General features: G+C 43.7%; 12 protein-coding genes. 2 read left to right on the top strand and 10 right to left on the bottom strand.

Annotated features, from left to right (window positions below):
• Position 1 precedes the first annotated feature (1 nt).
• The 8 genes from FHS45_RS04270 to glsA all read right to left on the bottom strand — a co-directional run bounded on the left by FHS45_RS04270 (position 2) and on the right by glsA (position 11716).
• Positions 2-625 (bottom strand): cytochrome (ubi)quinol oxidase subunit III, encoded by a 624-nt coding sequence (locus FHS45_RS04270; RefSeq protein ID WP_062445674.1) that lies wholly within the window; start codon positions 623-625, stop codon positions 2-4.
• The gene (ctaD, locus tag FHS45_RS04265; protein ID WP_062445672.1) at positions 622-2481 is read right to left on the bottom strand and encodes a cytochrome c oxidase subunit I; all 1860 of its coding nucleotides are present in this window, start codon (positions 2479-2481) and stop codon (positions 622-624) included. Before ctaD ends, FHS45_RS04270 begins: the two co-directional genes overlap by 4 nt.
• A 48-nt stretch (positions 2482-2529) precedes the next feature.
• A complete protein-coding gene (gene coxB / locus FHS45_RS04260) occupies positions 2530-3573 on the bottom strand; it encodes a cytochrome c oxidase subunit II (protein ID WP_062445671.1) in 1044 nt (347 codons plus the stop codon).
• A gap of 81 nt (positions 3574-3654) precedes the next feature.
• Entirely contained in the window at positions 3655-4587 is a 933-nt protein-coding gene (gene cyoE, locus FHS45_RS04255) for a heme o synthase (protein WP_062445670.1), read from the bottom strand.
• A gap of 858 nt (positions 4588-5445) precedes the next feature.
• Positions 5446-8889, bottom strand: a complete 3444-nt coding sequence (pyc, locus tag FHS45_RS04250) for a pyruvate carboxylase (protein WP_062445669.1) — start codon at positions 8887-8889, stop codon at positions 5446-5448.
• Positions 8886-10085, bottom strand: coding sequence for a putative lipid II flippase FtsW (gene ftsW / locus FHS45_RS04245; RefSeq protein ID WP_062445668.1), 1200 nt, complete (start codon positions 10083-10085; stop codon positions 8886-8888). The genes pyc and ftsW overlap by 4 nt, the downstream gene beginning before the upstream one ends.
• Before the next feature lie 277 nt (positions 10086-10362).
• Positions 10363-10644 carry an Fpa/YlaN family protein gene (locus FHS45_RS04240; RefSeq protein ID WP_062445665.1) on the bottom strand — a complete coding sequence of 94 codons (282 nt, stop codon included), beginning with the start codon at positions 10642-10644 and terminating at the stop codon, positions 10363-10365.
• A 139-nt stretch (positions 10645-10783) separates the two neighbouring features.
• A complete protein-coding gene (glsA, locus tag FHS45_RS04235) occupies positions 10784-11716 on the bottom strand; it encodes a glutaminase A (RefSeq protein WP_062445663.1) in 933 nt (310 codons plus the stop codon).
• An 86-nt stretch (positions 11717-11802) separates the two neighbouring features.
• On the opposite strand from glsA, the gene FHS45_RS04230 reads away from it, so the two are divergent.
• Positions 11803-12291, top strand: coding sequence for a hypothetical protein (locus FHS45_RS04230; protein ID WP_062445662.1), 489 nt, complete (start codon positions 11803-11805; stop codon positions 12289-12291).
• A 660-nt stretch (positions 12292-12951) separates the two neighbouring features.
• Here the strand turns inward: FHS45_RS04230 and FHS45_RS04225 are convergent.
• Entirely contained in the window at positions 12952-14274 is a 1323-nt protein-coding gene (locus FHS45_RS04225) for a PhoH family protein (RefSeq protein WP_062445659.1), read from the bottom strand.
• 121 nt (positions 14275-14395) lie between these two features.
• Here FHS45_RS04225 and FHS45_RS04220 point away from each other — a divergent pair, with 121 nt between their 5' ends.
• Entirely contained in the window at positions 14396-15004 is a 609-nt protein-coding gene (locus tag FHS45_RS04220) for a YhcN/YlaJ family sporulation lipoprotein (protein WP_062445657.1), read from the top strand.
• Between the two features lie 207 nt (positions 15005-15211).
• Here the strand turns inward: FHS45_RS04220 and FHS45_RS04215 are convergent, their stop codons facing one another.
• The gene (locus FHS45_RS04215) at positions 15212-15502 is read right to left on the bottom strand and encodes a hypothetical protein (RefSeq protein ID WP_308789074.1); all 291 of its coding nucleotides are present in this window, start codon (positions 15500-15502) and stop codon (positions 15212-15214) included.
• Positions 15503-15531 lie beyond the last annotated feature (29 nt).

The raw sequence follows: 15531 nt of genomic DNA, 5'->3' as shown, positions 1-15531 counted from the left end.
ATTAACCCACCTTTCCCATCAGGTAGACAACTGTAAAGATGAATACCCAAACGACGTCGATGAAGTGCCAGTACAAGCTGGCAATATAAAACTTCGGTGCGTTGTACAGGTTCAAACCACGCTTGGCGTTTCTACCCATTAAGGTCATAATCCAAAGTAGACCGAATAGTACGTGGCCCCCGTGGAAACCGACGAGTGTATAGAATGCTGAACCTAACGCAGAAGAGCGGAAAGTAAACTCATATTCATGAATATAGTGATAGAACTCATAAATTTCAAAACCAAGGAAGCATAAACCTAGTGCAACTGTTACTCCCAGCCATACCATCATCTTGGAAAAGTTATTGTTTTTCATATGGTACATGGCATAAACACTGGTCAATGAACTGGTCAATAACAGCATCGTCATGACAAATACGAGTTCCAGACCGAATAATTCCTCTGTCCCTGGCCCACCGGCAGTAGAATCATTCAATGCAAGGTAAGTACCAAAAAGACTTGCGAATAAAACTGTTTCTCCCCCAAGGAAAAACCAGAAACCAACAAACTTATTCTTGCCTTCAAGGGTGGCTTTTTCCGGCTCATGGGGCATTTGTTTCGGATTTAGTATATCTTCGTTACTCATAGCTGGCCATCCCCCTTTTCTAAATCTTCTTTATGGATATGATAGCCAAGGTCGTCTTTGACAGAACGGACAAACATGGACCCCAGTGTAATACCCATACCGATGAATACAAGAGACAACCAGACAGGATTATCGACTTGGTAGATGAAACCGAAACCTGCAATGAAAAGTCCTAAAGACATGACAAACGGGATAATAGATCCGTAAGGCATATGGATATCTCCAAGCGGCTCAGCTGGTGTCATTGCTTTCTTACCTTCAGATTTCTCAATCCATAACGCATCCAGACCACGTACCAGTGGCGTCTGCTTAAAGTTATAGAATGGAGGCGGTGAAGGAATGGACCATTCCAGCGTACGACCGTCAAATGGATCCGCGCTCGCTTTTGGTTCTTTCATATGAGTGTAAATGATATTCCAAACGAAAATTATTACACCAAGAGCCATGAAGAAAGCACCGATTGTACTGATCAAGTTACCAGTCTCAAGCCCTTGCCCATCAAGGAACTTCCAGTAACGTCTAGGCATTCCCATCAATCCAAGGAAATGCTGGATGAAGAATGTCAAATGGAAACCGATGAAAAATGGCCAGAAAGCCCATTTCCCAAGCTTTTCGTTCAGAACTTTACCGAACATTTTCGGCCACCAGTAATGAAGAGCGGCAAAAATACCGAATACAACTCCACCAACGATAACGTAGTGGAAATGAGCAACAACGAAATACGTGTCATGGTACTGGTAGTCAGCCGCTGCTGCAGCAAGCATGACACCAGTCATACCACCGATTGTAAATGTCGGAATAAAGGCAACCGACCAGAGCATCGCTGTTGTCATTCGGATTGCTCCGCCCCACATGGTGAATAACCAGTTGAAGATCTTGATACCTGTAGGAACAGCGATCGCCATTGTGGTTACTGCGAAAATGGAGTTTGCAACCGGCCCCATACCTGTTGTGAACATGTGGTGAGCCCAAACCATGAACCCTAGGAAACCGATCAACACGGTAGCAAATACCATTGCAGAGTATCCGAATAGACGTTTTTTAGAAAATGTAGCGAACACTTCACTAAAGACACCGAACACAGGAAGAATCAAAATGTAAACTTCCGGGTGACCGAAGATCCAGAATAAATGCTCCCAGATAATGACGTTACCGCCGGCCGCGACATCAAAGAATACGGAGCCGAACATACGGTCAAACATCATCAAGAACAAACCGACCGTCAAAGCCGGGAATGCAAACAAAATCAGCGTACTTGTTACAAAAATCGTCCATGTGAACAATGGCATACGCATATAACTCATACCTGGTGCTCGCATATTGACGATAGTTACAAGGAAGTTGATACCACCGATCAATGTCCCGGCACCAGAAATCTGGAGTCCCATAACATAGAAGTCTACACCATGTGAAGGTGATGTGGTTGATAATGGTGCATAAGCTGTCCACCCGGCATCAGGAGCTCCACCCATAAACCAGGAACAGTTTAGGATTACACCGCCGAAGAAGAACAGCCAGAAACCTAATGAGTTAAGAAACGGGAATGCTACATCCCGTGCGCCGATTTGTAAAGGGACCACGGCGTTCATTAACGCGAATAATAATGGCATCGCTGCCAGGAAAATCATGGTTGTACCATGCATCGTGATCATTTCGTTGTAAAGACCTGCACTGATGAATTCATTGTCCGGTTTAATCAGCTGAATCCGGATAATCATTGCTTCTAATCCGCCTAATAGGAAAAACAATCCGCCGGCGACAAGATAAAGATGCGCGATCTTTTTATGGTCGACAGTTGTCAGGTAATCCCACATAAAAGCGCCGAAGCCTTTCTTTTGCGCTACTGCAGTACTCACGCTTTTAACCTCCCTCTAAACTAAATACCTATATAACATAGCTTTAAATTATTGTGCACTTTCCGGAGTTACTTCTGAAGGTTTCAATTGCATCAAGTATTCAGCAACCTTACCTGCTTCCTCTTCGTCTACAAGATTCGCAGGCATCGTGTTGCCCGGCTTGATTTCATTTGGATTCAGGATCCATTGTTTAATGTTATCTTTTGTCGGCTCCATGATACCTGCCACTTTGGTACGATCACCGAAGTTTGTCAGGTTAGGTCCGACACCTTTCGGCTGGGACCCGATAGCGTGACAGCTCAAGCAGTTGTTTTCGAAGATTTCTTTACCTTCCTGGGCTACTTGTGTCTCAGGTTCAGCTTCCGGATCTGCATTTTGCATATCGCTTACCCACTGCTCATACTCTTCCGGACTTACGACTACAACACGGAAGTCCATTAATGAATGGGAAGGACCGCAAAGCTCAGCACATTGTCCCCAGTAGACTCCTTCTTCTGTTGCTTCCAGATACATTGTATTTTCGTTATCTCCCGGGTTGGTATCGATTTTACCTGCAATCGATGGCACCCAGAAGGAATGGATGACGTCAGCTGACTTCATCGTTAAGTATACGCGTTCCCCTTTAGGGATGTATAAATCCTGGCTGGTTGAAATTTCTTCGCCAGCATAATCGAACTGCCACCAGAATTGTGCGGAGGTGACATCGATTCGTATGTCTGCTTCATCTGATGACTCTTCTGCCAAGTCAAAGACAGCCGTCACTGTTGGCACTGCAAGCACTAACAATAGAATAATCGGAATGACTGTCCAGATGATTTCAAGCATTTTGTTACCTTCTGTTTGTTTAGGAATATAATCCTCTTGCCCTTTTTTCTGACGGTAACGAATCAGAACAAAGGTGTAAATGGCCATAACGACGATGAATACAAAGATCATAATGGCAATACTCAGAATCATCAAATCGTATAGTAGTTCCGCTCCATACCCTTCAGGTTTAAGTGCGCTGACTTTATCAACTCCACAGCCTGACAGGATCAAGGAGAGCGATCCGAGCAAGAACAAAGCACGGAATTTTCCCATCCATCCTTTCATGAATACAACCTCTCTTTCTCTTTTTAGCTTTACTTTTATTTCATAATCAGATGATGACTTGACTGTCATCATCTGATTTGATTAATAAGGCAGTGTGACAATAACCATCAGTGGGAATAGGATGGTCAGGTACAACAAGGAATAAAGAAACATCCATGTTGCCCATTTAATGTCATCTTTCATCTTAAAACCAGCCAGTGCCAATACCAGCCAGCCTGCTGTCAACAAACCACTGATAATCATAAAGGTGATTCCTAGTGAAGCTAAATAGATAGGGAGTGGCAACAGACATGCCACATAGACCACCATTTGACGTTTAGTGATGCCGAAGCCGTGGACGACTGGCAACATCGGAATATTAGCCGCTTTATACTCGTCTTTCTTCTTCATAGCTAGTGCTAAAAAGTGAGGCGGCTGCCAAATGAACATGATCAAAAAAAGGATGAGCGCTTCAAGGCGAAGGCCTGGTTCAATCGCAGCCCAGCCGATAAGCGGAGGAACCGCTCCAGAAAAGCTGCCGATGACCGTATTGATCGTATACCTTCTCTTTGACCACATCGTGTACAAAATCACATAGACAAACCACCCAAAAGCACCGAGAAGTGCAGCTTCAACAGTTGTAAATAACAATAATAAGAATCCAACGATGGATACCACGATGCCCATTGTCTTGACATTGGAAAGTGAGATCGTACCAGTGACAGTAGGACGTGTCTGCGTTCGTGACATGACAGGATCGATGTCACGATCATACCAGTTATTAAGGATACAACCTCCCGCTATAATGAAAGCGGTTCCGACCATCGTAAGCAAAAATGTCGGCCAATGAGCTATGAAGGATGACCCGGTAAAATGCAGAGCCAGCCAAAAGCCTGCAAATGTCGTAATCAAATTGGAATTGATGATTCCTATCTTGATCAGACTCATGATATCAGCCCAAAGTGATGATTTGCTGACAGTCGAATGGTTGATGGCTTGTGACGATGCCGTCTCGACTGTTCTCGTATTGTTCATCAGTTTATCTTCCTCCTTCAACCTCCCTCATAAAACAATGGTTCGACATAACATGGAAGCTGTTTTTTTAGGGTGGTGTTTCAAAAAAATCATTGAAGGGGTAAGAACCCTCTCAAATAGCCCTTGGGGCATCAAAGCCATTGTATCACGGAATAACTTCTCAATCTATTTAATCACATTATTTTTGTAAGATGTGACAAATTTGTGAAAACATGCCCCCATAATAAAATAAAAGGCAATCCAGCCTTTCTCCACGAGTTTCTATTGACTTGGAAATGCCTTTAAATCAGGGTGTTCACGTTTATTCCGTTTTCAATATCCCCTATATATTTCTAGCAAACAACAGCTTCATTTGCAAGTGTTTTTTACATTTCCATGCTGTTAACAATACAAAATAAACAAAAATGTGACAAAGAGATTTCCGGCACAAAAGCGCAAGCGCCTTGCTAGTAGTGACGTTCGATTAAAAACGGCACGTCCTGTGCCAACATCGAACTGACCTGCATCCTCGAAAAAGAAACCCCACTTTTTCTTCGTGCGATGTCTTTCTATGAAGCATTCCTTGTCCTGCAGGCCTCCGACAAGCTTAAGACAAGCCTCGGCGTTACGTCCCTTGTACTTTTAGTCCCATTAAGTTTATAAAGGTTTAAAGTATAAGTAAAACTAAGGCTTTCGCCATAAACCATTGGCGATAAGCCAAGTTTTTCTAATCACAGAGAGGATTGACTTAAGACCTCGAGGGGGTAGGCGCTGGAGCTGGATTCAGTCCGTCACCTAAGGTTATCCCTACCCAATTAATTTTATAAAAAATTAAAAAAGGCTGGCCTGTTTGATGAGGCCAGCCCTTAGTGTTACCACTTATTCAAATTCAATCAATAGATCCCCTACGTGAATTGCCTCGTTGTTCTTAACATATATATCTTTAATTTGACCGGAAAACGGAGCCTGGACGGTCGTTTCCATCTTCATTGCTTCCGTAATCATCAGGTGATCACCTTTCTCTACTTTTTCACCCTTTTCAGCCAACACTTGGATGACGGTACCCGGCATACTTGCACCAATATGCTTATCGTTGGATTTATCCGCCTTCGGTCGTTCCTGTACAGCTGATTTTATACTATTGTCCTTGACAACCACTTCTCGTGGCTGGCCGTTCAGTTCGAAGTAAACCGTTCTTGTTCCATCGGCTTGTGCTTCACCAATAGAAACAAGTTTAACGATCAGCGTTTTCCCCTGCTCGATTTCCACTTCGATTTCTTCACCCAGTCTCATGCCATAGAAGAACGTCGGGGTATCCAATACAGACATATCTCCATATTGTTCATAGAAACGGTGATGATCCATGAATACTTTCGGATAGAGCGCGTACGTAATCATATCAAAACTTGTTACTTGACGATCCAGTGAATGGAATAAAGTATCCCGCAATTCCTTGAAATCCACCGGCGGTAACAGTTCCCCCGGGCGGACCTGGATCGGTTTCCTGCCTTTCAATACGATCCGCTGCAATTCAGCAGGAAAGCCTTGATACGGCTGACCTAAATACCCTTCAAAGAACTCGACGACGGAATCAGGAAATGCTAGTGAATCTCCTTTTTCATAGACATCGTCTTCTGTAAGGTCATTCTGAACCATAAACAATGCCATATCACCGACTACTTTGGAGGAAGGCGTCACTTTAACAACATCTCCAAACATATCATTTACTTTCCGGTACATCTTTTTCACTTCATCCCAGCGACTTGCGAGACCGACAGCCTTTGCCTGCTGCTGAAGATTACTGTATTGCCCGCCAGGCATTTCATGCTCATATACTTCCGTATGGGGAGATTTCATTCCGCTTTCAAAGTCAGCATAATAATTACGGATGTCTTCCCAGTAATGGCCTAACTCTTCATAAGCTTTAATATCCATGTTCGGTTTGCGATTATTGCCTTCCAAAGCATAATAGAGGCTGTTCGCACTAGGCTGGGACGTGAGTCCTGCCATTGGACCCGCAGCTACATCTACAACATCTACTCCTGCTTCGACGGCACGGGCATAAGTGAAAATTCCGTTCCCGCTCGTATCATGTGTATGAAGATGAATCGGGATATCGATCGAATCTTTCAAACTGGATACAAGCTGATAAGCAGCTTCAGGCTTCAAGAGCCCCGCCATGTCTTTGATTCCGAGAACATGTGCTCCGGCATTTTGTAATTCTTTTGCCATTCGTACGTAGTAATCCAAGTCGTATTTAGGACGGGAGGAATCGAGAATATCCCCAGTATAACAAAGTGCTGCTTCTGCCACTTTTTCATTTTCCCGGACGGAATCGATGGCTAGCTTCATGCCATCAATCCAGTTAAGACTATCAAAGATACGGAAGACATCGATGCCCGCTGTAGCACTCTTTTCAACAAACTCACGGATCAGGTTATCCGGATAGTTTTTATAACCGACCGCATTACTCGCACGTAAAAGCATCTGGAATAATACATTCGGCATCTTTTCACGCAGTTTCAACAAACGCTGCCATGGGTCTTCTTTCAGGAAGCGGGATGCTACATCAAATGTCGCTCCTCCCCACATTTCCACAGAAAACAGCTCAGGCAAAAGGCGCGCAGTAGGTTCAGCAATGGTCTCCAAATCTTTTGTACGAACCCTCGTCGCCAGTAAGGACTGATGGGCATCCCGGAATGTTGTATCTGTCAGCAATACCTCATTCCGTTCTTTCAGCCAGTTCGCCAGGCCATCAGGACCCTGCTGGTCCAATATTTGTTTGGTCCCTTCCTGTATCGGTTCAGAATATTTCACTTTAGGGATTCTCGGCTTGGCATAAACCGGTTTTTTCTTATTTTCTAACCCTTCAAAACCGTTGACCGTCCGGTCTGCAATGTAATTAAGCATTTTTGTACCACGGTCTTTTCGTTTCGGAAAGACGAATAACTCAGGAGAACGGTCGATAAATGTTGTATCATACTCTCCAGAAAGGAACTGATTGTGCTGGATGACATTCTCAAGGAATGGAATGTTCGTCTTGATACCGCGAATACGGAATTCCCGAAGGTTACGCACCATCTTCTTGGCTGCCTGATCAAATGTAAGCGCCCAAGTGGAAACCTTAACAAGGAGCGAATCATAATACGGGGAAATGACAGCTCCCTGAAAGCCATTCCCTGCATCAAGCCGCACTCCGAAACCGCCGCCGGAACGATAAGCCATGATTTTTCCTGTATCCGGCATGAAATTATTCAATGGATCTTCCGTAGTGACCCGGGACTGGATTGCATATCCATGGGTCTGTATCTCGGATTGCTGTGGTATGGCGATCTGTTCCTCATGAAGGTTATACCCTTCCGAAATCCGGATTTGCGTCTGGACAATGTCGACTCCGGTAATTAATTCGGTGATCGTATGCTCTACCTGCACTCGCGGGTTGACTTCAATAAAGAAATATTCATTATCGGTCACAAGGAATTCTACTGTTCCAGCATTGATATAATTCACATTTTTCATCAGCTTTACTGCTGCTTCACAAATCTCTTCTCTTAATGTATCTGAAAGTGACACACTTGGAGCAACTTCTACCACTTTCTGATGGCGACGCTGCACGGAGCAGTCGCGTTCATATAAATGAATGATATTTTGATCTATGTCTCCTAGAATCTGGACTTCAATATGCTTCGGCTGTTCGATTAAGCGCTCCACATATACTTCATCGCTTCCAAATGCTGCTTTTGCTTCTGATTTGGCGCGGTCATAGGCTTCATGGACGTTGTCGGCACTTCTGACAATACGCATGCCACGCCCACCGCCTCCTAAAGCTGCTTTAATTATGATAGGATACCCATGTTTTTCGCCAAATTCTTCTACTTCGTCAAAGCCCGAAACCGGTCCGTCTGTTCCCGGAATAACGGGGATACCTGCCTGGACAGCCTGCTCCCTGGCTTTTACTTTATCTCCAAACATATTTAAATGTTCACTGGTAGGCCCGATAAAGATAATGCCTTCTTCTTCACAACGGCGGGCGAAATGAATGTTTTCAGATAAAAAGCCATAACCTGGATGAATCGCATCTACTCCTACGTTTTTTGCAATTTCAATAATACCTTCAATATCCAAATAGGCATCAATCGGCTTTTTACCCTCACCGACAAGATAGGCTTCGTCCGCTTTATAACGGTGGAAGGCCCCAGTATCTTCTTTTGAATAGACCGCCACCGTACGAATATTCATTTCTGTACAGGCACGGAAAACACGGATAGCGATTTCGCCTCGGTTTGCTACTAAAACTTTATTGATTTTTCTTGTTTCAGTCATGATCTCACTCCTTGTCGTTCTGGTTGATTTGTGTTTTGAATCGTAGTACTTTTACCGGCCGGCACTGGCCGACGATCTTTTGTCTGTTCTTCTTTTACACGGACGGTAAGTGCGACATTATTCAAGATACCGACAGAGAGCATCATAATTAATAAGGATGAACCGCCATAGCTTACAAATGGCAGCGGCACACCGGTGATTGGAAGCATACCGGACATTGCTCCAAGGTTGATGAATGCCTGGATACCGATCATTGCAGAAATTCCGAGCGCAAGCAGGGAACCGAACGTATCCTTGCACTGTCTGGATATGTACAATCCTCTCAGTACGAGTCCCCCCAGCAGTCCTACAACAATGATGACACCAATGAAGCCTAATTCTTCCGCAATGACAGCCATGATGAAATCGGTGTGCGGTTCAGGAAGGAAGCCTAACTTCTGTACACCTTGTCCCAGGCCTTCCCCAAATAACCCGCCTGTTCCGATTGCCACATAGGATTGGATTAAATGATAGCCGTCCCCATCTGGTGTTTCGAACGGCTGGAACGCCCCTGTAAAACGGGATAACCGTTCGTCCGTAACCATTTGCGGTGCTAGCAGCAAAACGAATGCCAGTGTGACCCCGATCAATAAAGCGATGTGTTTCCCTTTAATCCCGGAGCTTGCGATGACAAAGCTGGCAATCAACCCGATGATGGCCGCCGTCCCAATATCCGGCTGCAACACGATTAAACCAAGAATCATGCTGGTCAAGATCAAGGGCGGAAGGACGGCTTTACCAAAATCATCGATGTAACGCTGCTTTTTCGCATAGATTGCAGACAGGTAAATAATCAAACCGATTTTTACAAATTCAGCTGGCTGAAAACTCATGAATTTCAAGTCATACCATGAGGTGGCATTGTTAACATTTTTACCGAAAAAGAATAGCCCCACCAGCATAAATATCATCAATAATACAATCAGCTTTGTCATCCGCTGCAAATGTCTGTAAGGAAAAATGGTAAAAAAGAAAAGTAAGCCTATGCCGATGGACCCCCACATCAGCTGTTTTTTCAAAAAGTGAAAACTGGACGTATCCAATAATACTGGGCCATAAACCATGCTGGCACTGTATATCATCACAGCTCCAAATCCAGTCAAAAGAATCGGTATGATAAACAGAGTAAAGTCGATATTTTTCAATTTTTGTCGCATTACGTTCCATCCCTCTATAATATTTTACTAGATTCGTCGCAAAATTCCTTCTTTTTATAACCAAGTATTTTTATAGCTGTCGAGTTATGTATGATATGGAAAATAGAAAAGCCTGGTGTGACGCCAAAAGTTTATCTTTTCATTACGCAATTTAAATATTTGGCTTATTGCCAGATCCTTATCGAAAAAGCCTTCGTATTTCTTCAGCAATAATCCTTTCTCAAAGTATAAAAAAACCCAAATTACAACATTAGCTGTCGCAATTTGAGCTTATATATCAAGATTTCTGTGCAGCTTCATGTAATACATTCAACTGTTGTTCCAAGTTATCCAGCAAAGCTTTGCCTTCCCCCTCGGTTATTAGATCGAGTCGTACCGCGAAATCGATTTCACGTGACAGCCCGAACATTTGTGTATCCAAAACTTCTTCATATAAAGGACATTGTGGCATGGTCAGATTATCCATTTGAACCTTGATTAACTTCAAGATCTTATCTGCATCAGCCTTGAGAAGGGCGTAGGCTTTTTCGCGATGATCTACAGCCAAATCAGATAACATCAAAAATCCCCTCCAATAACAGACTTCTACTACTATATTATCGTCTGTCCCGCCAAATTGCAATATAAGATATATGTTAAACTTCAAAACCCATACCTCTTATCCCTATTTGCGTGCATAAATGCAAAAATGCTGTCATTTAAAATATAGATAAATCATAGCGGTTGGCGAGGAGTTCCAATAGTTTTAAGCCGACGACGCTGTTTCCTTTTTCGTCTAGGGCTGCACCGTATACGGCGATTCCGCCAAAGCCGTTGACCGAACCAACTACTGCGCCGGATACACCACTTTTCGCTGGGATTCCTACCCGGATGGCAAAAGAACCAGAAGCATCGTACATGCCACACGTCACCATGAATGTTTTACAAATACGGGCCAAATGCCTTGGAATGATTTGCCGCCCAGACTCGAGGTCTTTGCCATCATTGGCAAAAATAGCACCGATACGGGCCAGATGATTGATGTTTACTTCGATTGCACACTGTTTCGTATAAGCGTCCAGGTTTTCTTCTACACTTCCCTCAATTACGCCATGCTGTTTCATATAGTAGCAAAGGGAGCGGTTCAAGTATGCTGTCTGGAATTCAGACACCGCCACGTCTTCGTTGTATCGAATAGACTGGTCATCTGTCATTTCATGAATGAAGCTGAGCAGTCTCCCTACTTTTTCATCAGGCGTCGCCCCGTGAATCATATTTGTTACAGCCAGGGCGCCGGCATTAATCATCGGGTTCAGGGGTTTTGAAGGTGCATGCTGCTCCAGTCGATAAATCGAGTGGAAAGGGTCTCCGGTCGGCTCCATGCCAACACGCTCAAAGACATATTCTTCCCCATTGTCCATTAAAGCTAAAGCAAGGGAAAGTACCTTGGAGATACTTTGCAGTGTAAAACAGCAGACAAGGTTCCCGGCGCTGATACATTCTCCGTCCAGATCATAGACAGCGACTGCCAGTTCGTCGGGGTCCTGCTTTGCTAATGCAGGTATATAGTCTGCGACCTTTCCATCTCTCGCTAAGGGTCTTACGTTTTCCAGCCAATCTTCTAATACTTCTTTCGTTAAATTTTTGGCCACTTTTATTACCTCCTTCGGGTGCAATGATTACAATTTTTTGCTATTCTGAATTATGGTGATTATTTTATTGAAAGGTGGCCCTTGCCATGATTGTTCAAATAGCAGGAAATGTGAACTATCCAATCACTCTGGATCCGACTGTATGGATTTTTGATGATCGGAAGATAACTTTGGAAGAAGCATTCGGTACAGTTGATAAAGAAAATACGGAGGAAGATGAACTGCAGAAAGCTTCCATGCGTTGGGATCGTGAAATTTACCAACAAAAAATCGACCCACCCGTTAATAGAAGTATTTCCCGTTTTGAGAAAGAAAAAATCCTAAAAGAGACATATTTAATGGATTTAAAACCTTTTATCAAGACGAGCGAACCTGCCAATGATTCGAAGGGCGTTACGTTGGAGACGACACAAGGAAACAAAGAAATTTCAATCGAAGACATGAGGCAGGCACTTGCGTTGTTTTCTGTCGAAGGCCGTCCGTTAAAAGAAGATGGTCCAATTCATCTGTATTGGGAAGACGGAAGCAACAAAAACGAACCGATTAAAGGCGTTACAAAAATCCTTTTCAATTAATCTGCAGTTATTCAAAAAGCTGGCACCCAAGGTTGTACCAAACCTCTGGATGCCAGCTTTATTGAAGTTTTTTAAAACAAGTTGTAGATTTACCATAAAAGGTCTTCAATTAAAGGGCCGAAAAGTCGAAGACTTGATTTCGAGATATTTATTGGGGGTTAGGGGCTCCGGGAAACGATTCGCTTTCCGTGGGCGTGTGCTGAGTCTCCTCAGGCTTCGCCTTGCGGGGCCTCAGCGATCCCGCATATCCCAGAGGAGTCTCACCGTTTCCCTACGCCCCTTTACCATAGGAAATTCTCGAAATCACACTTGTAAAAAATGCCTATGATAATAGAAAGAAGATTTTGGTTCCCCTATATCCTTTATAAATGCCTGAGAATAAAGGTTTTATTGTACTCCCTTTCCCCTTTTGAAGGGTCCGTTTATTACAGAAATAGCTGGATGGGCAGGGAAACGGGGAGACTCCCGCGGGAGAAGGAGCTAGGCGAGATCCCTCACGAGGAAGCTTGCCAGGTCCCCCGCAGGAAAGCGAGTCGTTTCCCAGACCATCCCTTTCCGCTTATGGTAACGGATCCAACTATCTCGAAACTGAGTCTTCAGTAAAAAAGGGAGCTTTATTTGTAAATCAACATTGAGATTTATTTGGGCCTTTTTAAAGATTTACAAGAAATCGGCTGCGAGCTGGGCGAGCGGTGAACGCTCCCCTTTTATCAGCTTCACATGTCCGCTCAAATTATGATGCTTGAATTTCTCCACTACATGCATAAGCCCATTATTATATTCGTCTAGATAAGGATGATCGATCTGCTGCGTGTCTCCAAGAAGGACAATTTTACTTCCCTCCCCGATTCTTGTCAGGATGGTTTTCACTTCATGGCGGGTCAGGTTCTGCGCCTCATCGATTAAGATGAGCTGATCGGGTATACTTCTGCCCCTGATGTAAGTCAATGCTTCTACTTGTATCGAACCAAGACCTGATAAAATGCCATCCAGCTCCCCTGGCTTTTTCACATTGAATAAATGCTCCAGGTTATCATAAATCGGCTGGACCCACGGTCTCAGCTTTTCATCTTTCTCTCCCGGAAGATAACCTAAATCTTTCCCCAGTGGTACAATTGGACGTGCTACTAACATCTTTTTATACAATCCTAAATCTTCAATTTGCATTAATCCGGCAGCCAGTGCCAGCAACGTTTTGCCTGTCCCAGCTTTCCCCGTCAACGTCACTAATGGTATGTCCCGTCTTAGCAGCAGTTCCATAGCCATGATCTGCTGCGCATTTCTTGGTTTAATCCCCCACACATGTTCATTGGAAAATTGGCAGGGTTTTAAAAATCCCTGTTGGTTTACCATCCCCATTGCTGATTGTGACGGGTTGTTCCGGTTTTTTAAAATAAAAAATTCATTCGAGTAATATGACCGTGTCAATTCCTGGATGGGAAGCTGCCCATCTTTGTAAAAGCGATCCAGGACTTCTTTTTCGGCATAAAGTTCCGAAAAGCCGGTGTATATTTCATCTTTGTGAATGGCCCGTTCATTAAGGAAGTCCTCAGCTGGTATCCCCATCGCATCCGCTTTTACCCGCATCAGCATATCTTTCGAAACAAGAATCACCTGTTTGCCGTTTTTCTTTTGTTTTTCTTCTTCGTGCAAGTTAAGTGCTACTGCCAAGATCCGGTTATCATTTGTTTTTTCTACAAAAATTTCTTCCATTTTCTGATAAGAACGGTGGTTCAATTCGATTTTTAATTTACCCCCATTGCGAAGCAGAATCCCTTTGTGCAGTTCACCTTTCACGCGAAGCCTATCAATGATACGCGATACCTGCCTTGCATTGCGGCCAATTTCTTCCATGATTCTTTTCTTCGTATCCACTTCTTCTAATACGACGGCTGGAATGATGACTTCATTATCCTCAAACGTATAAATTGCGTTTGGATCCTGAAGCAGGACGTTCGTATCCAAGACATAGATTTTTTTCAAACAGTACGCCTCCTATATATCAGGTTGAAGGGTTTCAAGGGTTCTTACCTCATTTATATGTTCCGATGCATAAGGATAGACGACCTGACAAACGCTAGTAAAAAAAGAAGGTGAACTTACTATGAAAAAACATATGCTTAACGCCTTGATATTGACTGCTTTATTCGCTTTGACGGCTTGTCAGAACGACGATCCGGAGACATTACAGCAAGAGCGTGATGGAACGGAACCGTTGATGGTAAAAGATTCAGATCCTATAGAAAAGGAAGATCGCTCCAATCAGGAAATTGCACAACACTTAGCTAAACTGGCAACAGAAGTCCCAAATGTACATGATGCTACTGCCATTGTGCTGGGTCCTTATGTTGTGGTAGGCATAGATGTTGATAAGGAATTAGATCGGTCCCGGGTGGGAACGATTAAATATTCTGTAGGAGAATCATTGAAACATGACCCATACGGAAAACAAGCAGTAGTTGTTGCCGATGCAGATGGTGTGGAACGCATCAGACAATTGAACAACAAACTGCAGGAGGGCCATCCGGTTCAGGCCATTAGCGAAGAATTAAGTGCCATTGTCGGTCGTTACATGCCGGAAATGCCAATTGATGACGACCGCCCGGAAGAGCCTGATCCGAATAAAGAATCTGTTCCTGAAAAAGAAGAACAGAAGCTGGATGAAATCGAAGAAGAGCAATCCAACGAACATTTGAACAAAGAAAATAATTGAAATACAAAAGCGCAAGCGCCTTGCTCACCCCCGACAAGCTTAAGGCAAGGCTCGCCGTGACGTTTTTTGTCACAGAGAGGATTGACTTAAGACCTCGAGGGGGTAGGCGCTGGAGCTGGATGTAACCCACTACGTAAAAATATACACAAAAAGAAAATTTTATAATTTCCTAAACTAAAAAAAGAACAGCTAAACCCTTTTCAGGATTTAGCTGTTTGCTTTTTCAAGTATTTCCCGCTCTTTTTCAGTCAGTTCATTATAATACTGGACTCCGAATTGAGAACCCTCGGACACCATTTTAGTATTTTCATGATTGTCTTCCTGCGGATTTCCAGCTGCTTCTACTGGTAAATCACTGCCATTAGACTTAGTGAAAAGTGACTGTGCTTTCCCTTTCCATTGGCCCCGGCGTTCTTCGTCCTTCAGCAAGTATGCCAAAGTACCTGCGCCTAGTGCACCTACCGTTGAAAAAATCCATCTTTTCCTCAAAGAAATCATCCTTTCTTGGTCTTCTGTAAATACACTTC

Source organism: Thalassobacillus devorans, from assembly GCF_011761345.1.
In the GTDB taxonomy this organism is placed as follows: Bacteria; Bacillota; Bacilli; order Bacillales; family Halobacillaceae; genus Thalassobacillus; species Thalassobacillus devorans.
Note: the sequence above shows the minus strand (reverse complement) of the source record. Positions and strands in the feature narration are given on the sequence as shown.